The sequence below is a fragment of the Kitasatospora sp. NPDC001175 genome (assembly GCF_053598215.1).
Window position 1 is genome coordinate 131,141 of the sequence record NZ_JBSFJU010000015.1, and the last position, 22,483, is coordinate 153,623.

The 22,483-nt window shown below is 73.6% G+C and carries 13 protein-coding genes and 1 pseudogene; 9 read left to right on the forward strand and 5 right to left on the reverse strand.

The window, feature by feature from the left end:
• Nucleotides 1-189: 189 nt before the first annotated feature.
• From ACWDAK_RS14240 to ACWDAK_RS14270, 7 genes are all read left to right on the forward strand, one after another.
• Nucleotides 190-7,026: an SDR family oxidoreductase gene (locus ACWDAK_RS14240; protein ID WP_427393411.1), complete on the forward strand. Its 6,837-nt coding sequence runs from the start codon at nt 190-192 to the stop codon at nt 7,024-7,026.
• A gap of 47 nt (nt 7,027-7,073) precedes the next feature.
• Nucleotides 7,074-11,693 carry a beta-ketoacyl synthase N-terminal-like domain-containing protein gene (locus tag ACWDAK_RS14245; RefSeq protein ID WP_427393422.1) on the forward strand — a complete coding sequence of 1,540 codons (4,620 nt, stop codon included), beginning with the start codon at nt 7,074-7,076 and terminating at the stop codon, nt 11,691-11,693.
• Nucleotides 11,690-12,016: an acyl carrier protein gene (locus ACWDAK_RS14250; RefSeq protein ID WP_425557660.1), complete on the forward strand. Its 327-nt coding sequence runs from the start codon at nt 11,690-11,692 to the stop codon at nt 12,014-12,016. Before ACWDAK_RS14245 ends, ACWDAK_RS14250 begins: the two co-directional genes overlap by 4 nt.
• Nucleotides 12,017-12,019: 3 nt before the next feature.
• Nucleotides 12,020-12,871 carry an alpha/beta fold hydrolase gene (locus ACWDAK_RS14255; protein ID WP_427393412.1) on the forward strand — a complete coding sequence of 284 codons (852 nt, stop codon included), beginning with the start codon at nt 12,020-12,022 and terminating at the stop codon, nt 12,869-12,871.
• Nucleotides 12,868-14,229: a glycosyltransferase gene (locus ACWDAK_RS14260; RefSeq protein ID WP_427393413.1), complete on the forward strand. Its 1,362-nt coding sequence runs from the start codon at nt 12,868-12,870 to the stop codon at nt 14,227-14,229. Before ACWDAK_RS14255 ends, ACWDAK_RS14260 begins: the two co-directional genes overlap by 4 nt.
• Complete coding sequence (locus tag ACWDAK_RS14265) at nt 14,226-15,395, forward strand: class I SAM-dependent methyltransferase (RefSeq protein WP_427393414.1); 1,170 nt, start codon at nt 14,226-14,228, stop codon at nt 15,393-15,395. Before ACWDAK_RS14260 ends, ACWDAK_RS14265 begins: the two co-directional genes overlap by 4 nt.
• A gap of 242 nt (nt 15,396-15,637) precedes the next feature.
• Nucleotides 15,638-16,768: a M24 family metallopeptidase gene (locus ACWDAK_RS14270; protein ID WP_427393415.1), complete on the forward strand. Its 1,131-nt coding sequence runs from the start codon at nt 15,638-15,640 to the stop codon at nt 16,766-16,768.
• Nucleotides 16,769-17,098: 330 nt separating this feature from the next.
• Here the strand turns inward: ACWDAK_RS14270 and ACWDAK_RS14275 are convergent, their stop codons facing one another.
• On the reverse strand, nt 17,099-17,374 hold the full coding sequence (locus ACWDAK_RS14275; RefSeq protein ID WP_344637598.1) for a hypothetical protein: 276 nt from the start codon (nt 17,372-17,374) through the stop codon (nt 17,099-17,101).
• Nucleotides 17,375-17,919: 545 nt separating this feature from the next.
• Nucleotides 17,920-18,312 (reverse strand): glycine cleavage system protein GcvH, encoded by a 393-nt coding sequence (gcvH, locus tag ACWDAK_RS14280; RefSeq protein WP_427393416.1) that lies wholly within the window; start codon nt 18,310-18,312, stop codon nt 17,920-17,922.
• Between the two features lie 173 nt (nt 18,313-18,485).
• Here gcvH and ACWDAK_RS14285 point away from each other — a divergent pair.
• Both ACWDAK_RS14285 and ACWDAK_RS14290 read left to right on the forward strand, forming a co-directional pair.
• Nucleotides 18,486-18,620, forward strand: a pseudogene (locus ACWDAK_RS14285) (IS630 family transposase); the annotation flags it as partial.
• Between the two features lie 214 nt (nt 18,621-18,834).
• Nucleotides 18,835-19,914: a hypothetical protein gene (locus ACWDAK_RS14290; protein WP_344637596.1), complete on the forward strand. Its 1,080-nt coding sequence runs from the start codon at nt 18,835-18,837 to the stop codon at nt 19,912-19,914.
• 157 nt (nt 19,915-20,071) lie between these two features.
• Here ACWDAK_RS14290 and ACWDAK_RS14295 read toward each other — a convergent pair whose 3' ends face one another.
• From ACWDAK_RS14295 to ACWDAK_RS14305, 3 genes are all read right to left on the reverse strand, one after another.
• Nucleotides 20,072-20,260 (reverse strand): hypothetical protein, encoded by a 189-nt coding sequence (locus ACWDAK_RS14295; protein ID WP_344637595.1) that lies wholly within the window; start codon nt 20,258-20,260, stop codon nt 20,072-20,074.
• Nucleotides 20,261-20,392: 132 nt separating this feature from the next.
• Entirely contained in the window at nt 20,393-21,136 is a 744-nt protein-coding gene (locus ACWDAK_RS14300; RefSeq protein ID WP_427393417.1) for an SRPBCC family protein, read from the reverse strand.
• 32 nt (nt 21,137-21,168) lie between these two features.
• Nucleotides 21,169-22,479, reverse strand: coding sequence for a cytochrome P450 (locus ACWDAK_RS14305; protein WP_427393418.1), 1,311 nt, complete (start codon nt 22,477-22,479; stop codon nt 21,169-21,171).
• Between the last annotated feature and the right edge of the window lie 4 nt (nt 22,480-22,483).

The following is a 22,483-nucleotide window of genomic DNA, read 5'->3' on the forward strand; positions in this document are numbered from 1 at the left end:
GCAGGAACGCCGCAAGTACGCATCGGCATGCCCCTGCATCCTCGGGAACCGTCCCGCAGCTCAGCACTTCGCAACACTTCGAAGCACTTCGCAGCAGTCCGCAGCTCAGCAGCTCCGGAGCGCCCCGTCCGGAGTACGGATCGTCCTCGCACGTCCTCTGTTGCTCCGCGACCCCCCACCGGAGAGTCCATGCGGCCCACCTCGCAGCTTGCCGATCTCATCATCGGGATCACCCCCTTCCAAGAACCGGACGCCCAGCTCGCCGCGGCGGTGTGCCGCGCGGGCGGGTCGGGGGTCCTGGACCTCGGGACCGGCGACCGCCGGTCCCGGGAGGAGCTCATCCGCCTGCGCGAGTGGGCGCCAGGCCCGTTCGGCATCCGGGTGGGCCGGGACTGCCGGATCACACCCGAGGAGCTGGGCCCCGCCAACGGCGTACCCCACACCGTCGTGCTGGCCGCCGCGCCTCCCGAGTGGCTGTCCGCCGTACTGCCAGCCAGCGGCCACCGGGTTCTGGTCGAGGTGACCGACCTGGAGCAGGCTCGCGAGGCCGTCCGGGCAGGGGCCTGTGGGCTGATCGCCCGTGGAAGTGAAAGCGGCGGACGGGTCGGCGAGTTGAGCACCTTCGTGCTGCTCCAGCAGTTACTGGCCGCGCCCGATGTCGGGCTGCCGGTCTGGGCCTGTGGCGGCATCGGCGTCCACACCGCGGTGGCGGCGGTGGCCGGCGGTGCGGCCGGCGTGGTACTGGACAGCCAGCTCGCACTGCTCGCCGAGTCATCGGTCGGCGAGCAGACCGCTGCGGCCGTGCGCGGCATGGACGGTTCCGAGACCATCCTGGCCGACGGGCACCGCGTGCTGCGCCGCCGGCGGCCGGGTTCACCCGAACCGGAGCTCGAACTGACCGTCGGTCAGGACGGCTTCCTCGCCACTGACTTCGCCGAGAGATGGGGCACCGCGAGACGCGCCGTGCCCGCCATGCGGGACGCGATACTCGACGGGCTGCGGGGGCTTGCGGCGCCGGGTGCCACGACGGCGCTACTCGGACCGGGCACGCCGATGAGCGCCACCCTCGGCACCGAACTGCCGGTGACCCAGGGCCCGATGACCCGGGTCAGCGACCGGCCGGGCTTCGCGGCCGCGGTGGCCGGAGCCGGTGCGCTGCCGTTCGTCGCGCTGGCCCTGGCCGGCCCGAAGCAGACCCGCGAGCTGCTCGCCCGCACCGCCGAGGCGGTCGGTGAACGCCCGTGGGGTGTCGGGGTGTTGGGTTTCGCACCGGAGGAGGTACGAGGAGCCCAGCTGGCCGAGGTGCTGGCGGCACGGCCCAGCCACGCGGTGATCGCCGGCGGGCGCCCGTCCCAGGCCCGGGCGCTGGAGGAGGCGGGCATCCGCACCTTCCTGCACGTCCCCTCCCCCGGCCTGCTGCGCCAGTTCCTGGAGGACGGCGCGCGCCGGTTCGTCTTCGAGGGCGCCGAGTGCGGCGGCCACGTCGGCCCGCGGCACAGCTTTCCACTGTGGGAGGCGCAGCTGGCGGTGCTGGCGGAGTTCCTGGACGGCGCAGCTCCCGATGCCCGGCCGGGGCTTGAGGTGCTGTTCGCCGGCGGGGTGCACGACGAGCGTTCGGCGGCCATGGTGGCGGCGATGGCCGCGCCGCTGGCCGCGCGCGGGGTGGCCGCCGGCGTCCTGATGGGCACGGCCTACCTGTTCACCGAGGAGGCGGTGGGCTGCGGGGCGGTGCAACCGCAGTTCCAGCGGCAGGTGCTGGCGGCGCACGGGACCGAGGTGCTGCAGACCGCGCCCGGACACGCCACCCGGTGCGTGCCGAGCCCGTTCACCGCCGAGTTCGCCCGGGAGCGGGAGCGGCTGCGGGCCCGGGGTGTGCCGGACCGGGAGACCTGGGAGCGGCTGGAGCGGCTGAACGTCGGGCGGCTGCGGATCGCCGGCAAGGGCGTGGACCGGGTCGCGGGTGCGCTGGTCGAGGTGGACGAGCAGGAGCAGCTGGCCCGGGGGATGTTCATGGCCGGCCAGGTGGCCGTACTGCGTTCGGCCACCACGACGCTGGCCGAGCTGCACACCGCGGTGAGCACCGGCGCCGCCGCCTTCCTCGCCGAACGGGCCGAGGAGCTGAGCGACCGGCTCGACCCGCGGCCCCGCCCGGCGGCGGAGCCGAAGCCGCTGGACATCGCGGTGATCGGGATGGCCGGAATGTTCCCGCAGGCGCCCGACCTGCCCGCTTTCTGGGCCAACGTCCTGGCCGGGGTGGACTCGGTCACCGAGGTTTCCGTCGAGCGCTGGGACCCGGCGCTGTACCACTCGCCGGACGGCGCGCCCGGCACCACGCCGTCCAAGTGGGGCGGGTTCCTGCCGCCGATCCCCTTCGACCCGCTGAGCTACGGCATCCCGCCGTCCGCGCTCGGCAGCATCGAGCCGGTGCAGTTGCTGGCGCTGGAGGCGGCGCGCCGGGCTCTGACGGACGCCGGGTACGACGCGGGCGAGGGCGGCCGGCCCTTCGACCGGTCCCGGACGGGCGTGGTGTTCGGTGCGGAGGCGGGCAGCGACCTGTCCAACGCCGGGGTGCTCGCGGCGGTGCTGCCGTCCTACCTCGGCACGGTGCCCGAGGCGCTGGCCGGGCAACTGCCCACGCTCACCGAGGACTCCTTCCCCGGCATGCTGGCCAACGTCATCTCGGGCCGGATCGCCAACCGGCTGGACCTCGGCGGCGCCAACCTCACCGTGGACGCGGCCTGCGCCTCCTCGCTGGCCGCGCTGGACGTGGCCTGCAAGGAGCTGGTCCAGGGCACCGCCGACCTGGTCCTGTGCGGCGGCGCGGACCTGCACAACGGCATCAACGACTTCCTGCTGTTCTCCTCGGTGCACGCGCTCTCGCCGACCGGCCGGTCCCGGCCCTTCGACGCCTCGGCGGACGGCATCGCGCTCGGCGAGGGCGTGGCCGCGCTGGTGCTGAAGCGGCTGGCGGACGCGGAACGGGACGGCGACCGGATCTACGCCGTGGTCAAGGGCATCGGCAGCGCCAGTGACGGCCGTTCGCTGGGACTCACCGCACCGCGTCCGGAGGGCCAGCGGGCGGCGCTGGAACGCGCGTACCGCGGCGCCGGGGTCAGCCCGGCCGAGGTCGGGCTGCTGGAGGCGCACGGCACCGGCACGGTGGTCGGCGACCGCACCGAACTGACCACCCTGGTCGAGGTGTTCACCGAGGCGGGGGCGGCGCCGGAGAGCTGCGCGCTCGGTTCGGTGAAGTCCCAGATCGGCCACACCAAGTGCGCCGCCGGACTGGCCGGGCTGATCAAGGCCGCGCTCGCCCTGCACACCGGGGTCAAGCCGCCCACCCTGCACCTCTCGCAGCCCAACTCCGCCTGGCAGGAGGGCAAGACGCCGTTCGGCTTCCACACCGAGGCCAGCCCGTGGGCCGCACCGCCGGCCGAACGGGTCGCCGGGGTGAGCGCGTTCGGCTTCGGCGGCACCAACTTCCATGCGGTGCTGAGCGGTCACGCCGGACCACCGCCGGTGCACGGCCTGCAGGAGTGGCCGGCCGAGCTGTTCACCTTCCGCGGCGCCGACCGCGAGCGCGCACTGCGCGGGGTGGCCGAACTGCTCCGCCTGGCCGAACTGGCGGAGCAGCCCTGGCGGATGCGCGACCTCGCGCTGGCCGCCGCCCGCCGGGCGGAGTCGGCCCACGGGCCGGTGCAGGTGGCGGTGGTCGCCGCGAACCGGGCGGAGCTGGCCGGGCTGCTGCGCCGCGCGCTGGCCGGCGAGCACGATCCGGCGGCCGGGCTGCACCTGGCCGGGCGGGGCGAGCCGGAGGAGGGTGCGGTGGCGTTCCTCTTCCCCGGGCAGGGCAGTCAGCGGCCGGGGATGTTCGCGGAGCTCTTCGCGGCCTTCCCGGGTGTGCAGCACCATTTGCACCCGGACTACGCGCGGATACTCTACCCTCCGGCGGCCTTCACTCCCGAGGCACGGGATCGGCGGCGCGAGGCCGTCACCGACACCGTGGTCGCGCAGCCGGTGCTGGGCATGGCCGGACTGGCCGCCTGCGAGCTGCTGGGGCTGGCCGGGGTGCGCCCGCAGCTGGCCGGCGGCCACAGCTACGGCGAACTGGTCGCACTGTGCGCGGCAGGGGCGCTGGCGGCCGAGGACCTGCCGGCTCTCAGCGCCGAGCGAGCGCGGGCGATCGTGGACGCCATCGGCGTGGATGCCGATCCCGGGGCGATGGCCGCGGTCACGGCGAGCGCCGAGGAGGTTGAGCACGTACTGCGGGCGGCGGGGCTGGACGGCCGGGTGGTGGCGGCCAACCGCAACGCGCCCCGGCAGACGGTCGTCTCCGGGCCGACGGAGGAACTGGTCGCCGCCGTCGAGGAGTTGCGCGCGGCCGGGTACGGCGCCAAGCGGCTTCCGGTGGCCTGTGCCTTCCACAGCCCGCTGGTGGCGGGTGCGGGCGAGCGGTTCGCCGCGGCACTGGTGCGCCGCGCCGTACGGGCCCCCGAGTTCCCGGTCTGGTCGAACCGCACGGCGAGCGCCTACCCGGCGGACGCGGCCGCGGTGCGGGCCCACCTCGCCGCGCAGATCGGCGCGCCCGTGCGGTTCGCGGAGCAGATCGAGGCGATGTACCTGGCGGGCGCCCGGGTCTTCGTCGAGGCCGGGCCGGGGTCGGTGCTGACCCGCCTGGTGACGTCGGTCCTCGGGGACCGGCCGCACTGGGCGGTCGCTCTCGAGGGCCGCCGCCGCGGACTGTCCGGATTCCTGGACGCCCTGGCCGAGTTGGCCGTCGCGGGCGTGCCGGTGCGGACCGGCCGGCTGCTGCGCGGCCGGGACGCGGTGGACGCGAGCCGGGCGCGGGCGCCACGCCGGCCCGGCTGGACGGTGGACGGGCAGCTGGTGCGGACCGCTGCCGGAGAACTGCTGCCCGGTGCGCTCGCACCGGCCCGACTCGTACCGGAGACCCTGGTGACCACGCAGGTACCGCAGCCCAACGGCGCAGACGCGCTCGTCGCCGACTTCCTGCGCAGCAGCCGCGAGCTGATCGCGGCCCAGCGGGACGTACTGCTCAGCTACTTCGGCGGGCCCGGCGCCGAGCCGTCCGTACGCGCGCAGCCGGTCCGGGCCACACCGGCGTACGCAGTGCCGGCGGCGCTGGCCGCGCCCGCGCAGCCCGAGCCCGCGAGCACCGTCGCGCAGCCCCCGGCGGCCCCCGAGCCGGCCGGGCGGGAACCGGTGGACCTGATGGCCGCCGTGGTGGCCGTGATCAGCGAACGCACCGGCTATCCGGCCGACATGATCGAACCCGACCTCGACCTGGAGGCCGACCTCTCGATCGACTCCATCAAGCGCACCGAGATCATCGGCCGGCTGGCCCGCCATCTCACCGGAGCGGACGGCGACCTCGCCGGCCTCACCGACGACGAGCTGGAGGAGCTCTCCCGGGCCCGTACCGCCTCCGCCATCACCGAGTGGCTCACCACCCGGCTCGCCGGCCCCGCACCGGTGCCGGCCGGGGAACCACCGGCCGAGGCGCCGCCGGCCGAGGACCCGCCGCCCGCCGTCGTCCTGGGCCACGAACCGGTCCGGCTGCTCTTCACCACCAGCCCGCTGCCCCAGCCCGACGAGGCACCCGGCACACTGGCCGGCCGCCGCTTCGCCCTGCTCGGCGAGGACGGCACCGGGGTCCGCGACGCCCTGGCGGCCCGGCTCCTCTCGGCCGGGGCCGAGCCGCTGACCTTCGACGCCGGACACGAACTATCCGACGCTGACGGGCCGTTGGACGGAGTCCTGCTACTCGACCCGCTCTCCCATCGCGGCGCACCGGTGCTGCCCGAACTGGTGCCCGTGCTGCAGGCCGCGCTGGCCACCGCCCCGGGCCGGCTGCTCGCCGCCCGGACCTCGCCCGAGGCGGACACCTCCCGGGCCACCGGGTTGCGCGGGCTCTTCCGCACCCTGGCCCGCGAGTACCCGCGGTGCGTCACCCGACTGGTGGAGCTCGGCGAGGGCCGGTCCGCCGAGGAGGCCGCGGACCTGCTGCTCGCCGAGCTGCGGGCGGACGACCACGAGCCCGTGGTGCTGCGCACGGCCGGCCGGGCGGCTCCGGCCCTGACCGAGTCCGGCCTCGGCGTGCTGGGCAGCACCGGCGCCGGCCCGGCCGGGGAGGGCGCGGCGGAGGCGGCGGCGCTCGGGCTCGACCGGGACGCGGTGGTACTGCTGGTCGGCGGCGCACGGGGCATCACCGCGCGGTTCGCGGCGACGCTCGCCTCCGCCGCCCGCTGCCGCCTGGAGCTGATCGGCCGCACCGCGGCGCCCGAGGGCCCGGAGGACCCGGCGACGGCCGCCGCCCCGGACCGGACGGCGCTGCGCGCCGCGCTGGCCCGGCAGGGCGTTCCGCTGGCGCAGATCGACCGCACCGCCGCCGGCCTGCTCGCCGCACGTGAAGTCACCGCCACCCTCGCGGAGTTGTCCGCGCTCGGCGCCCAGGCCCGGTACCGCCCGGTGGACGCGGCCGATCCGGCCGCACTGCGCCAGGCGGTCAAGGAGACCTACACCGAGTACGGCCGGCTGGACGGTGTGGTGTTCGCGGCCGGAGTGATCGAGGACAAGGTCCTCGCCGAGAAGGACCCCGAGTCCTTCCGCCGGGTCTTCGCCACCAAGGCCGACGGCGCCCGGGCGCTGCTGGAGGCGCTGGCCGACCTGCCTGCCCGTCCGCGGTTCACCGTCCTGTTCGGCAGCATCGCCGCCGCCCTGGGCAACCGCGGACAGGCGGACTACGCGGCGGCCAACGACGCGCTGGAGGAGCTCGGCGCGCGCTGGGCGAACCGTACCGGCCTGCGGGCGCTGACCGTGCACTGGGGGCCCTGGGCGCCGTCCGGCCCGCACGGCGGGATGGTCTCGCCCGAACTGGCCGAGGACTACGCCCGGCGCGGCGTCAGGCTGATCGACCCGGAGGCCGGCACCCGGGCCCTGCTGCGTGAACTCGCCTGGGGCGAGGAGTCGGTGCGGTCCGTGGTCTACACCGCCTCGGGCTGGTGAGGGCCGCCGTGCGGACGGAGGGCCAGCCGCCGGTGGCCGTGGTGGGCATGGCGGTGCTGCTGCCCGGCGCGCCGGACCTGGCGGCCTACTGGCGGAACCTGGTCGAGGGGGTGGACGCGATCACGGACGTCCCCGAGGGACGCTGGGACGTGGCCTACTACGATCCGGCGGCGGCCGGCGGACCGGCGACGGCGGACCGGCTCTACTGCAGGCGCGGCGGCTTCGTGGACGGACTGGCGCAGGTACAGCCGACCAGGTTCGGTCTGATGCCCAGCTCGGTGCCGGGCACCGAGCCCGACCAGCTGATCGCGCTGCAGGTCGCCGCCGCCGCGATCGAGGACGCCGGCGGTCCGGACCGGCTGCCCGACCGCGACCGGGTCGGCGTGGTGCTGGGCCGCGGCGGCTATCTCACGCCAGGCCTGGTCCGGCTCGACCAACGGGTGCGCAGCGCACACCAGTTGGTACGCACCCTCGGCGAGCTGATACCGGAACTGACGCCTGGTCAGCTCGACCAGGTCCGTACCGCGTTCACCGACCGGCTGGGGCCCGAGAGACCCGAGTCGGCGATCGGCCTGGTGCCCAACCTCGCCGCCTCCCGGCTGGCCAACCGGCTGGACCTGCGCGGTCCCGCGTACACCGTGGACGCCGCCTGCGCCTCCTCGCTGGTCGCGGTGGACCAGGCGATCGGTGAACTGGCCTCCGGCCGCTGCGACCTGGTGCTGGCCGGCGGGGTGCACCACTGCCACGACGTCACGCTGTGGAGCGTCTTCGCACAGTTGCGGGCGCTCTCGCCGAGCCAGCGGATCCGGCCCTTCCACCGGGGCGCCGACGGCATCCTGATCGGCGAGGGCACCGGCGTGGTGGTGCTCAAGCGGCTCACCGACGCCGAGCGCGACGGTGACCGGGTCTACGCGGTGATCCGCGGCACCGGCGTGGCGAGCGACGGCCGCACGGCCGGCCTCGCCAACCCCGACCCCGGCGGCCAGAGCCGGGCGGTCCGGGCCGCCTGGCAGGCGGCCGGCCTCGATCCGGCGGCACCCGGCGCGATCGGTCTGCTGGAGGCGCACGGGACCGCCACCCCGGCCGGTGACGCGGCAGAACTGGCCACCCTTGCCGAGGTGTTCGGCCCGGCCCAGGTGGGCGGCGAACGGGCGGTGCTCGGCTCGGTCAAGTCGATGATCGGGCACACCATGCCCGCGGCGGGTGTGGCCGGACTGGTCAAGGCCGCGCTGGCCGTGCACCACGGGATGCTGCTGCCCACCCTGCACTGCGAGGACCCGCACCCCGCGCTGGCGGCCACCCGGTTCCGTACGGTGGCCACCGCCCGGTCGTGGGAGACCGCCGGGCAGCCGCGTCGGGCGGCCGTCAACGCCTTCGGTTTCGGCGGGATCAACGCCCATGTGGTACTGGAACAGGCGCCCGGCGGCGGACCGGCCCCGAGCCCCGCACCGCCGCGACCTTCCGCCACCGTCACCGAACCCGAGCGGGTGCTGCGGCTGGCCGCCGACGGGCCCGGGCAGCTGGCCGCCCTGCTGGCGGCGGACGACCGGACCGTGCTGGCGGCCGGCCTGCCGGAGCGCGCGGTGCCCGCACCGCGCTGCCGGCTGGCGATCGTGGACCCGACACCGAAGCGGCTGGCGCTGGCCCGTCGCGCGGTGGCCCGGGGACGGGCCTGGCACGGGCGCAACGACGTGTGGTTCGCGCCCGAGCCGCTGCTCGGCGAGGGCGCGGCCGCACGGGGCCGGGTGGCGTTCCTCTTCCCGGGCCTGGAGGGCGAGTTCGCGCCGCGGGTGGACGACGTCGCCGAGCACTTCGCGCTGCCCCGCCCCGACCTGACGGCCGGCGGCGCCGGCCGCACGGACCGGGTGGGCGACATCGGGCGGCACGGCGTGGGCGTGGTCGGCGTCGGACGGCTGCTCGACACCGCGCTGCGCCGCCTGGGCGTCACACCGGACGCCGTCGCGGGGCACAGTGTCGGCGAGTGGACCGCCATGATCGCGGGCGGCCTCTTCGCCGGCACGGAGGTGGACTCCTTCCTGTCCTCCTTCGACCCCGACGCGCTGCGCGTTCCCGGGCTGGCCTTCGCCGCGCTCGGCGCCTCGGCGGAGCGGGTGCTCGGGGCGCTGGAGAGTGTGGACGGCCTGTCGGAGGTCGTGCTGTCGCACGACAACGCGCCGCAGCAGTCGATCGTCTGCGGTCCCGAGGAACCGGTCGAGCGGCTGGTCCGGTGGTTCCGGGCGCGCGGTGTGCTCGGCCAGGTGTTGCCGTTCCGGTCCGGATTCCACACACCGATGCTGAGCCCCTATCTGGAGCCGATCCGGCAGTCCGCGGAGCGCTTCACCCTGCACCGGCCGACCGTGCCGGTCTGGTCCGGCACCACGGCCGCGCCGTTCCCGACGCGACAGGACGAGATCCGGGCACTGTTCGTCCGCCATCTGCTGGAGCCGGTGCGGTTCCGGCGTCTGGTGGAGGCGCTGTACGCGGACGGCTTCCGGGCCTTCGTCCAGGTGGGCACCGGGCAGTTGGGCTCGCTGGTCGGCGACACGCTGCACGGCCGGGACCACCTGGTGGTCGCCGCCAACGCGCCGCACCGCCCGGGGATCTCCCAACTGCGCTGCGCGGCCGCGGCGTTGTGGAGCATCGGCGCGGAACCCGACCTGGCGGTACTGGCCGCGAAATCGCGGGCCGGCGCCTCGACGGCCCCAGCCCGGCCGCACCCCGTCGTCCCGCTCGACCTCAGCGGCGCCCTGGTCGCGCTGGACGAGGCCACGCTGACCTCGCTCCGGGCCGAACTCGCCCGATCCCACACCACCGCCCCGGCGCCGGCCGGCACGCCCGGGCCCACACCCGCCCCCGTGCCCGCAGGCCCTGCATCGGACCTCGCGGCGCTCGCCGAAGGCCATCCGATCGCGGCCGAACTCGACGCCCTGCTACGGGACACCGCCCGCACCGCCGCCGACCTGATCACCGCCGGCCGACACGCCGGGCGGGCCGCGCCGACGGCGCCACCGCCGACGCCACCGTCCCGTGCGTCCGCAGCCGCGCCCGCCCAGCCCGCCGGCCGCCGCTACACCAGCCGGCTGCGCGTCTGCGCCACCACCATGCCGTACCTGCTCGACCACTGCTTCTTCCGCCAGCGCCCCGGCTGGCCCGACCCGGCCGACCGCTGGCCGGTGGTCCCGGCCACCACGATCGTGCAGCACCTGATGGACGCGGCCGAGCGGGCACTGCCGGGCCGGGTCGCCGGCACCGTCCACGACCTGCGGTTCGGGCGGTGGGTCCCGGCTGCGGAACCACTGGACGTGGAGATCACCCTCCAGGAGCTGGGACCGGACCGGCTCGCCGCGGCCTTCGGCGACTACGCCTGCGGCACGGTGGAACTGACTGATCGCCACATCACACCGCCGGAGCCATGGCCGATCGACCCGGCGGGCGAGCGGACACCGGAACTGACCGCCGCCGGGCTCTACGACGAGCGATGGATGTTCCACGGCCCGGCCTTCCAGGGCTTGACCGAACTGACCGCGATCGGCGACACCCACGGCCGCGGAGTGATCACCGCACCCGGCGCCCCCGGCGCGCTGCTGGACAACGTCGGCCAGCTGCTCGGCTACTGGATCATGGCCACCCGCGCCGAGCGCACCGTGGTCTTCCCCGTCGGCATGCGCCGGTTGCGGTGGTACGGACCGCTGCCGCGTCCCGGCACCGAAGTGGACTGCCACATCCGGATCACCACCCTCGGCGACACCACCCTCGAAGCCGACGCCCAGTTGCTCATCGACGGCGAGGTCCGGGCGGAGGTGAACGGTTGGCAGGACCGCCGCTTCGACAGCGACCCCGCCACCCGACCGGTGGAACGCCGCCCCGAACACAACACCCTCTCCACCGTGCAGCCCGGCGGCTGGACACTGCTGCACGAGCGCTGGCCGGACCTGGCATCCCGCGACCTGATCATGCGCAACCACCTGGGCTCCGCCGAGCGGGACCGCTACCACCGCCAGCCCCCGCGCGGCCGACGCGGCTGGCTGCTGGGCCGGATCGCCGTCAAGGACGCCGTCCGGCGGTGGCTCTGGGACCACGGTGAAGGACCGGTGTTCCCCGCCGAGATCCAGGTGTGGAACGACGCGAGCGGCCGCCCTTACGTCACCGGCGCGCACGGCCGCACGCTCCCGACCCTCCACGTCTCGCTGGCCCACCGCGCCGAGGCGGCCGTCGCACTCGTCCGGCCGGCCGGATCCGGCGGCGTGGGCATCGACCTGGAGACGGTCACCGACAGCGCCCCGCAGGACCTGCGCGTCGCCTTCGGCCCGGCCGAACTCGACCTGCTCGCCGACTGCCGCGCAGCCGACCCGGACGGCGGCTCCGAGGCGCTCTGGTTCACCCGGTTCTGGGCCGCCAAGGAGGCGGCGGCCAAGGCCGAAGGCACCGGACTGCGCGGCCGACCACGGGAGTTCGCGATCACCTCCGCCCAACCGGGCACCCTGCTGGTCCGGCTCGCCGGGCCAGCAGGGTGCCCCCGGCCGGAGGCTGGGAGAGGGGCGCGAACCCACCGCATCCACTACACCGATACCGGCAGCCCACCCGGCCTGCCCGAGTGCAGGTACGTGGTCGCCTGGACAGCGGCCACCACCGACACCGACAACCTCTCAGGGGAGTTACCGACGTGACGACCAGTCAGCACACGGTGAACCACCGCCCGCCCACCGACCAGGAGGTCCTGCGCGAGATCACCGGCATGCTGGCCGCCGTGCTCGACGAGTACGGCCTCGCGGACACCGAGGTCACCATGGCGACCCGGTTCACCGAGGACCTCGAACTGGAGAGCATCGACCTGGTGACCCTCAGCGGCCGGCTCCAGGAACGCTGGGGCGACCACATCAACTTCGCCGAGTTCATCGCCGGCATGGAGCTGGACGAGATCATCGGCCTGACCGTCGGCCGGCTGGTCGACTACGTGGTGAACCAGCTGCAGAACGCCGCGCGAGGCTGACCGATGGCCTTCCTCGACCTCGGCGGGCTGCGCCGGCATGTACAGCGACTCGCTCCGCAGGACGGCGGCCCGCCCGCGGCCACCGTCGTGCTGGTGCACGGCCTGCTCACCGACAGCCTCGCCAGCTACTACTTCACCCTGGGCCCGGCGCTGGCCACTGCCGGACTCGATGTGCTGATGTACGACCAGCGCGGCCACGGTCGCACCGCGCGGCCGGCCACCGGCTACCGCCTGGAGCACTTCGTCGACGACCTGGCGGCGCTGCTGGACGGGCTCGACCTGACCGGTCCGGTGCATCTGGTGGGCAACTCCTTCGGCGGCACGGTGGCGTTCGGCCTTGCCGCCCGCCGTCCCGCGCGGGTGGCGAGCATCCTGGCGATCGAGTCCGAACCGGCCTCCCGCTCCTGGGCGGCCAAGCTGGACGGCATCCTGCGCCGTGCCGAGCACGAGCTGGTCCGGGAGACCACCCTGGCCTGGGTCGCCGAGCAGCGCGGCGCACACACCGCACGGCTGGCCCGCTCGGCCGGCCGGCTGCTCGCACAGACCTCGCTGGCCCGGGAGATCCCGGCCAGCCGGCTGCCCGGCGGCGCCGAACTGCGCTCGATCTCCTGCCCGGTGCTCGCCGTCTACGGGACCGATTCGGATCTGGCCCATCAGGCGGCCTGGCTGGACGGCCTGCTACCGGACTGCCGCACCACCTTCGTGCCCGGACAGGAACACTCGGTCCTAGTCGAAGCCCCCTACACCGTCCGGAAGTTGACTCTCAGCTGGCTGCACGAGTGCGGCGTCCGCCTCCGCGATCCGGCCCACGCTCCGCTGCCCACTGGACGGGAACTGGAGGACAGCGCCCGATGAGCCGCTACCTGTTCGTGGTCCCGCCGCTGGTCGGGCACGTCAACCCGGTGGTGGGCGTGGCGGCCGAGCTGGCGGCGCGCGGGCACGCCACGGCCTGGGCCGGGGTACCCGAGCTGATCGGCCGGCTCGCCGGCTCCGAGGCGGAGGTGTTCCGCTGCGCCGTCGCCCTGGCTCCGGACGCCGTTCCCGAACGCCCGCCAGAGCTGCGCGGTCCGGCGGCGCTGAAGTTCCTCTGGGAGGACTTCCTGGTCCCGCTCGCCGACGCGATGGCCCCTGGCGTGGCCGAGGCCATCGAGCACTTCCGCCCCGACGTGCTGGTGGTCGACCAGCAGGCGGTGGCCGGCGCGCTGGTCGCCGAACGCGCGGGCCTACCCTGGGCCACCTCGGCGACCACCTCGGCGGAGCTCACCGGCCCTCTGGACGGCATGCCACTGGTCGAGGGCTGGGTCCGCGACCGGCTCGCCGAACTGCGCAGCCGCCTCAGCGGCCCGGACGACCCAGACGGCCCGCCCCTCAACGAGCGGGCGACCAACCCGCCCCGAGCCGAGGGGCGCGCCGGTGACGTAAGTGAGGAGCGAGGAAACGACCGACGAAGGAGGGAGTGCGGGAGCGACGACCGTCGGCACCGGGTCCGAGCGCCCGGAGGCGAGCGGGCGACTAACACAGACCCGCGCTTCTCCCCGTATTTGGTACTCGCCTTCAGCACAGCAGAGTTGGCCTCATCCGCCACGTCAGCCGGTGGACCGATCCGCTTCGTCGGCCCGTCGCTGGCTGCACGCCCGAGCGGCACCGCCTTCCCCTGGGAGTGGCTGGACCCGGACCGCGCACTGGTCCTGGTAACCCTGGGAACCGCCAACTCCGACGCCGGAGCAGCGTTTCTGTCACACAGTCAGACATCCCTGCGCACACGCTCGAAACGCCTCCAGGCCGTGATCGTCGACCCGGGTGGCCTGCTGGGAGCACCTGCCCTGGACCCGGACGTCCTGGTACTCCCGCACGTCCCGCAGCTGGACCTGCTGGCCCGCGCGGCGGCCGTCGTCTGCCATGCCGGGCACAACACGGTCTGCGAGGCACTGTGGCACGGAGTGCCGCTGGTGGTCGCCCCGATCCGGGACGACCAGCCCGTGGTGGCCGCGCAGGTGGTGGCGGCCGGCACGGGCGTGCGGCTGCGGTTCGGTCGGACCACCGCGGAACGGCTCGGACAGGCGCTGGACGCCGTCCTCGACGACCCCGCGTACCGCGCCGCCGCGCAGCGCGTCGGCGCCTCCTTCCGAGCCGCCGGCGGCGCCACCGCGGCCGCCGATCACCTCGAACGGCTGGCAGTGGAGCGGCCCTTGACACCCGGGAGCAGCCAGTGACCACCTCCGCGAGGCCGACCACCACCGCGGCCGCGACCCGCACCGCCCTGATCGCCGCCCTGCGCCCCGGCTACCGGGCCGACCTCGCGGAGGGCACCGACCGGTTCTTCGCGGCCCGCCGCACCGACTGCCCGTGGTGCGGCGCCACCGACCTGCGATCCCGGCTGCGCACCTCGGACCTGCTGCAGCACAAGCCGGGACGGTTCGTCCTGGACGAGTGCCGCAGCTGCGGACACATCTTCCAGAACCCGCAGCTGACGTCCGCCGGGCTGGAGTTCTACTATCGCGACTTCTACGACGGGCTGGGCGAGCAGCGGCTCGGCGGAGTCTTCGGCACCCGGTCCCGGGTCTACCGCCGGCGTGCCGAATCCGTCCTTCCGCACGCCGCCGGCGGACTCGCCCGATGGCTCGACGTCGGCACCGGCCACGGGCACTTCTGCGAGAGCGCCCGCGGGCTCTTCCCGAATACCGCCTTCGACGGCCTGGACCTCACCGAGGGTGTCGAACTCGCCCGCCGGGAGGGCCGGGTGGTCCGGGCCTTCCGCGGCTCCTTCCCGGAGCTGGCACCCACCCTGGCCGGGCAGTACGACGTGGTGAGCATGTTCCACTACCTGGAGCACTGCACCGACCCGCACCGGGAGTTGGCCGCCGCACGGCAGGCGCTGGGCCCCAGCGGGCTGCTGCTGATCGAGGTCCCCGACCCGCGGTCGCGTTACGCCCGCCTGCTGGGCCGGTGGTGGCTGCCCTGGCTCCAGCCGCAACACCTCCACCTGCTGCCCGCCGTCAACCTGCGCCGACGACTGTCCGAGCTGGGTTTCACCGTCCTACTGGAACAGCACGGCGAGCCCCACGACCCGGTGGACCTGCTCGCCGCCTGCTGGCTGCTGCTCGATGCGGTCGCCCCGCGCGAGGACGCCGCCTGGCTGCCGGGCTCCCCCGGGCGAGGCCGGCGACTGCTGCGCGGCACGCTCTTCCTGGCCGCCGCGCCGGTCCTGCTGGCGGCGGCCGCCCTCGACCGCCTGCTCGCCCCCGTCGCGGGCCACGCCCGCCTCGCCAACGCCTACCGCCTGCTCGCCCGCCTCGACGTGCCGCAGCGCATCGCCGACGGCAACCCTGCCGCTCCGTCAGCAAGTCCGCAAGACGGATGCATAACAAACGTTTGGTAGGTAGAGTGTCCGCAGGTTGCCGACCGTGAGGTGGTCAGCGACAACGTCACGGAACCCACCCGGCATGACGGACCGGCAGGGGTCGCCCGCTCTTTGGCGTTCGGGACGGTCGGCAGCCCGATCCCCGACGGCGAGGCTGCTGGCGCCCCGGTCGCGATGGCGCACTCGGCGGCGTCCTCACGATCCGGCCCTGCCCGTGGGGGCCGATCCGGCCCTGCCGCCAGACCCGAAGGAGATCCCGAATGCCTGACCCGGACCGCCCGCTCCCGCTCACGGTCACCTCGGACCGCCTGCGGCAGGCCCGTGAAGCCGCCGGCCGCACCGGCATCGACGCCCTCCTGATCTCGCCCGGTGCCGATCTGCGGTATCTGACGGGCTATCACGCCCTGCCGCTCGAGCGGCTCACCTGCCTGGTGCTGCCCGTCGAGGGCGATCCCTTCCTACTCGTACCGGCCCTGGAGGAGCCCGCCGCGCAGGCCTCCCCCGCCGCAGGTCTCGATCTGGAGATCATCAGCTGGCAGGAGACGCAGGACCCGTACGCGATCGCCGCCGCCCGGCTGCCCGCACGCGCGACGATCGGCGTCGACAACCGGATGTGGGCCGAGAAGGCGATGGCCTTCCAGGCTGCCCTGCCCCGCAGCCGGCAGGTCCTCGCCGGGCCCGTACTCGGCGAACTGCGCATGCGCAAGAGCTCGCAGGAGGTGCAGGCGCTCCGGCAGGCCGCGGCGGCCATCGACCGGGTGCACGCCCGGATGGCCGAATGGCTGCGGCCGGGCCGCACGGAGCGCGAGGTCGGCCGGGACATCGCGGAGGCCATCACCGCCGAGGGTCACGTCCAGGTCGACTTCGTGATCGTCGGCTCGGGGCCGAACAGCGCGAGCCCCCACCACGAGGTGTCGGACCGGGCACTGCGCGCGGGGGACCCGGTGGTCGTCGACATCGGCGGAACCACCGCAGCCGGCTACTGCTCCGACTCCACCCGCTGCTACGCGCTCGGCGAGCCGCCGGCCGGGTACCGCCGCCTGTACGAGGTGCTGTTGCGCGCCCAGCGGGCACAGACCGACGCCGCGCGGCCGGGCATCACGGCCGAGGAACTGGACGCCGTCGGGCGGGACGTCATCACGGCCGCCGGGTACGGCGAGCAGTTCCTGCACCGCACCGGTCACGGAATCGGTCTGGAGACCCACGAGGAGCCCTACATCGTGGCCGGCTCGTCACGGCCGCTGGAGCCGGGGATGGCCTTCTCGGTCGAACCGGGCATCTACCTGGCCGGGCGCTACGGCGCCAGGATCGAGGACATCGTGGTCTGCACTCCGGACGGCGCCGAACGGCTCAACCGGAGCACCCGCGAACTCACCGTCGTCCCGGGCTGAACGGACGCCCCGCGCCCTGGCAATCGCCTCGGCAGTACCCGTCACCGTGTCCCGTCCACCGCTCCCGTGGCTCAGGACCCAGGCCCCAAGACCAGCGGAGGACGCGTTCCGTACACCCGTGACGTGGCCGGGCCCGCCGCGCGGACGAGTGGGCCCGGCCACGGCGTCGTCACACGGCGTCCGGCAGCTTGCCGATCAACCAGCGCACGCCGTTGTCGCCGCCGGGCTTCGGGAAGTGGGCCATGGCGGCATCGCACAGCTGCGCGATCACCCGGCCTGGCCTGCTCGGCGTCCGACCCGCTGTAGCCGCAGCCGCCCTGCGCCCGGCACTCATTGGCCCCGTGGCACACGTGGATCAGGCTGCCGTCCGCGAATGGCCTGCTGTGCTGCGGCATGGAACTCGGCTGGGCTGACAGGCGTCTCCTCCCGGGTTACGGCACCGGCGGCGACGGACAGCTCGCCCGCGGCGACACTGAGGGCGCCGGCGTGCTCGGCGAGCGCGGCCCAGTCGGCCTGGTGGGTGGCCTCGCCGCAGCGGCCGAGGAGGACGACGGCATGGGCGTAGGCGTCGGCGGCTTGCCGGGCGGCTTGAGGGAGCTCGCTCATGCCCCTCACGGTAGGTCTGGCCGGCCGGGTGTGCAGCCCGAGGGCGGTGATCTTCCCGGGCGGACGGTGGGCTGATCACACCATGCCTGCCACGACCTCGACCAACCGCAGGAAGTCCCTCGGCAGTGAGCCAGGCTGTCACGCTGGCGAACCGGCGCATGCACGGTGACGGTCGGGGCGATCGCCAGCGCAAGTAGGCTCGCCAGGATCGGCGCGGCCGCGTGCAAAGCAGCCGGGACCGCGAGCTCTGTGGGCGCGAGCTCTCCGCCGGTGACGCGGCGCGGGACTACAGCTGACTGTTGAGGAGTTCTCGCGAACAGAGCCATGAATGTGCGTACCGGGCACTGCCCGCGGGATGTCCGGAACCAACCGACCCAGTTCAGCCCGTCTCGTTGTCTCAGAACGGTTGACGCGTCTGCTCCCCGTTTGATCGAGAGGTGCCCCCGGGCCCACGGCTCCGGGAGCACCTCTTGACGTCACGCATCGTCGCGAGCCGGCCCAACTACCCGAACAGGGTGGGCCGTTCGGATCCGATCTGCCACTGGTCAGTCGGCTTCCTCACTGAGGTACGCCTCGTATTGCGCGGCTGAGAGCAGGTTGTCGGTGTCGGAAGCCTTGGCCAGCGTGATCTCGATCATCCAGCCGTCGTAGGGGTCTTGGTTGATCATTTCAGGGTCGTCGTTCATATCCACGTTCACGGCGACGATCGTGCCGGCCACCGGCATGTAGAGCTCGCTGACCGCCTTTACGGATTCCACGCTGCCGAACGCCCGTCCGACATCGAGCCGGTCCCCCACCTTGGGCAGTTCCACGAAGACGATGTCCCCGAGCTGCCGCTGTGCGAAGTCCGTGATACCCACGCGCACCTGGCCGTTTCCCATCCGTTGCACCCACTCGTGCTCTTTGGAGTACATGAGGTCCTTCGGGACGTTGGCCATGAGAGCCTCCCTGAACTGGTCGCTGAGACGCCGTTGTCGCCGGGCGCCGCTGGACAGCGTGCAACAGATCGTCGGTCACAGCTCGGATCCTCACTCGAACGGGTGACATCTCGCCGATGATCCCGCCACCGTCCGCCCGTTCCGCCCGCTTCGGCTTCCCGCCCTGGGTGCCGTGCCCGGCCCCTCAGTGGGCGGGAGGCTGTCTCCGCCTGCGCGGTCCTGACGACGAGGACTTCGTCGTCCAGACGGCCACCACCCGCCCGACCGAACTCGGGCAACCCTTCGGCCGCTGGTCGATCCGCAAACTGCTCGCCTGCCCGTGCTGGCGCAACGCCAACGCCCGCCCCCCGATGTCGTGGCCGCCCAGCGTCGAGAACACGCCCGCATCCGCAGCGAGAAGGGACTCCGCCGGGGTGGCGAACCAGCCCTCGTCGCGTGATCAAGCAACCCGGTGTACCTATGCGGTCACAGCACCAGCTTGGCGCGCCAGGCCCCATCTTCTCTGACCGGAGGAACCTGCCCATGAAAATGGACATCGCACGTGCCGCTGCCCGCGACTGGATCACAACCAACGGCCGTTCCCTTCCCGGCTACTTCGGGGCCTATCTCAGTGGATCCACCACCGTGCTGCGTGACGAAGCCGAACTTCCGCTCGGCTCGGACGTCGACATCATGCTGATCACCCGTTGGCCCGTCGAAGGGCACAAGCTCGGCAAGTTCACGCACCGGGGCGTCCTGCTGGAAGTGACCTACCTGGCGTGGGAGCAGCTCCACCCGGCCGAGGCGACACTGGCCGACTACCATCTGGCGGGCGGGCTCCGGCGCGACACCATCGTCGACGACCCCACCGGCGCTCTGCGTGCCCTGCAACAGCAGGTCGCCACCGGTTTCGCCGACCCGGCCTGGGTCCGGGCCCGCTGCCAGAGCGTCCGCGACAAGATCGAGACCGCACTCGGCAACCTGGACACGACGCTGCCCTGGCACGACCAGGTGACGAGCTGGCTCTTCCCCACCGGAGTGACCGCGCACCTGATCCTGGTCGCCGCCCTGCGAAACCCCACCGTGCGCCTGCGCTACCTGCGCGCCCGCGAGACCCTCACCGACTTCGGCCTGGCCCAGTGCTACCCCGGCCTGCTGCGGTTGATGGGCGCCGACCAGCTGACCGCCACCCAGGTCCATGGACACGTCGACGCCCTGGCCACCACCTTCGATGCCGCAGCCGCAGCAGCCACGACGCCGTTCTCCTTCAGCACCGACATCACCCCGATCGCCCGGCCGATCGCCATCGACGCCAGCTACGACCTGACCGAACGCGGCGACCACCGGGAGGCGATGTTCTGGATCACGGCGACCTTCGCCCGGTGCCACAAGATCCTCGCCATCGACGCCCCGCAGAGCCAGGCCGAGCTGGCCCCGCTGTTCGACGCCGTCCTGGCCGACCTCGGCATCGCCTCCAGTACCGACCTGCAGCACCGCGCCCAGGCGACCCTGGCGGCTCTACCTGAGCTGTGGGACACCGCCACGAAGATCACCGCCGCCAGCGGTCGACCCGACCCAGGGACTGGATCGACGCCGTGTTGTGCGCGTCGCACGCTGCTGTGATCCGCTGCGAACCCCGCGCGAACAGGCGTACCGCCGCGCTCATCGGCTCATACGAGGTTCGACCACCAGGCAGTCGGCTCGCTCCGGGCGGATGACGGTCCGGCGGTCCACCCCGTGCCGGTGGAACGTGGTCATCGCACGCTCCGCCGCCCACTGCCTACCGCCGGCCGTGCGGCAGCCCCGAGTTGAGCTTGGCGCTGAGCATGGACAGGAAGGTCGGGAGCTTGTCCACCGCGGCCCTGGGGACTTGGGTGGTCTGCACCGTGTCCCGCAGCTTGTCCTGCACCACGAGCTTGTAGGTACCGCCTTCCTGGATGAGTTCGGCGGTATAGAGCAGTGTTTCCATCAGAGGTCCTTCGGTTCTCCGTCGTCCGGTCGGTCGGAGCTCGGGTCGCGGGTCACGGGAGGCGGATCCCGGGTCGCGGGAGGCGGCGGTAGGAAGGCGCGGTTCCGCCGCCTCCCGTTCCCCAGCCCCGGGTTAGGAGGGCGCGTCGTTCAGCCAAGCGGTCCACGCCTGCACGGTCTGCTCCTCGTCGGTGTCCTTGGCGAACAGGTGGTGGCCCAGCCAGATCGGCCAGTTCCAGGAGCTCCCGTCGAAGAAGCGGTACAGCGCGTCCGGACCGCGCAGGCCGATGAAGTCGCGGGTGAGGTAGTCCACGATCACGTCTACCGGGCCGCCGTCCCGGCCCGGCAGCGTGAGCGACAACCGGTCGCCGACGGCCTTGCCGTCGGCCAGTCCGAGGCGTCGGCGCAGGGCGGCGAACTCGGCGGGGTCGGCGCTCGGCCCAGGCCGGTCGGCCTTGACGTAGACGGCGGGACGCCCCGCGAAGTGCGTCAGGTACTCGGCCAGGCTGTGCTGGTAGAAGTCGACGTGCTTCTCGGCCGCGTCCGCCCTGGTGTCCCAGCCGTCGTCGACGACGCCCTCGTGGACCCAGTGAATTCCCATGCGCAGTCGGCTGGTTACGCCGTCGGCCGGCTCGATCTGGTAGCTGAGCGTGTTGGAGAATCCGTCGTCCCTGGTCACCCGGCAGGCGAAGTGGTGCGGCGGCTCCCACGCCACGACGGTCCCATCGCCGCGGGAAACCTTCCCGCCGATGTGCGGCTCGATCTCCATGGGGTAGAGCCAGCCGAGGTTGCCGCCAGCGGTGGCGACCGCGTGCCAGACCTGGTCGGGTGCGGCGGCCAGCTCCTGCTCCCGGCGGACCCGGAACTCCTGGGCCATGATCAGAACTCCTTCGATAGCCGATGACTTGTTCAGTAGCAGAGCGGAAGGGCACTCAGCCGGCGCTGCAACGGGTTGGGCTTCCACTCGAGGGCCGCCTCCTCGGCCAGCCGTAGCTGTGGGAGCCGGCGGACCAGCGTGCCGATGGCCACCTCGGCTTCGAGCTTGGCCAGCGGTCCGCCCAAGCAGAAGTGGGGGCCGTTGCCGAAGCTCAGGTGCCGGTTGCCGGGGCGTGCCAGGTCGAGCCGGTCGGGGTCCTCGAAGCGCTCGGGATCACGGTTTGTCGCGGCGAGGAACAGGTACACCAACTCGCCCTCGCGCAGCGTCTCCCCGCCGATCGGAACGTCCTCGGCGACGACCCGCACGATCGCCTGGGTCGGCGTGTCGTACCGGGACAGTTCTTCGACGGCGCTCCGGATCAACCTCGGGTCCTCACGCAGCCGGGCCAGCTGTTCGGGGTGGCGCAGCAGGGCGAGGGTGCCGTTGCCGATCAGGTGGGTGGTCGTCTCGTCGCCGGCGGTGATGAGGACGAAGCAGGTCGACAGCAGTTCCGCGTCAGTGAGCCGGTCGCCTCGCGCCTGGGCGGTGACCAGGGCGCTGATCAGGTCCTCGCCCGGGTCGGCGCGGCGTCGGCGGATGAGCTCGGTGAGGTACTCCTCGTGCTGGTCGACGGCCAGGACGGACTGCTCGATGTCCTCGGTCAGGTTGCCGAGCCGGCGGAACCAGCCCTTGACCTTCGGACGGTCCTCGGGCGGGATGCCGAACAGCTCGCAGACGACCGCGAGCGGCAGTGGGGAGGCGACCGCCTCGATGAGGTCCATGGTCGGCCCCTGGGCCACGGCCCGGTCGATCAGGCCGTCTACGATCGTCTGGATGCCGTCCCTGAGGGCCTCGACCCGTCGGGCGGTGAACGCCTTGTTCACCAGTTTGCGCAGCCGGGCGTGGTCCGGCGGGTCGGTGTTGGTCATCACCCTGCCGAGCCGGTCGGTGAGCCGGCTCAGGCCCTTGAGGTTGCCGTCCAGCGCACCGAGGGCCCGGGTCATCCGGTCCCGGTCGTTGGACAGCCTCAGGTCGCCCAGTGCCGTCTCGACGTCGGCGTACCGGGTGAGGTACCAGATGCCCTGCGGGCTGCGGTACACCGGGCGTTCGCGGCGCATCCGGGCGTAGAACGGGTACGGGTCCCGGCGGGCCGCGGGTGTGTGCAGCGCCGCGGCCAGATCGCCCGGCCCGGACGGGCTCGCGGTGGTGCGGGCCTCGCTGGGGGCGCCGGTGCCGAGCGTGCCGGCGCCGGGGGCATCGGTGCCGAGCGTGTCGGCTCCGAGGGCGGTGTCGGTAGAAGTCACGTCG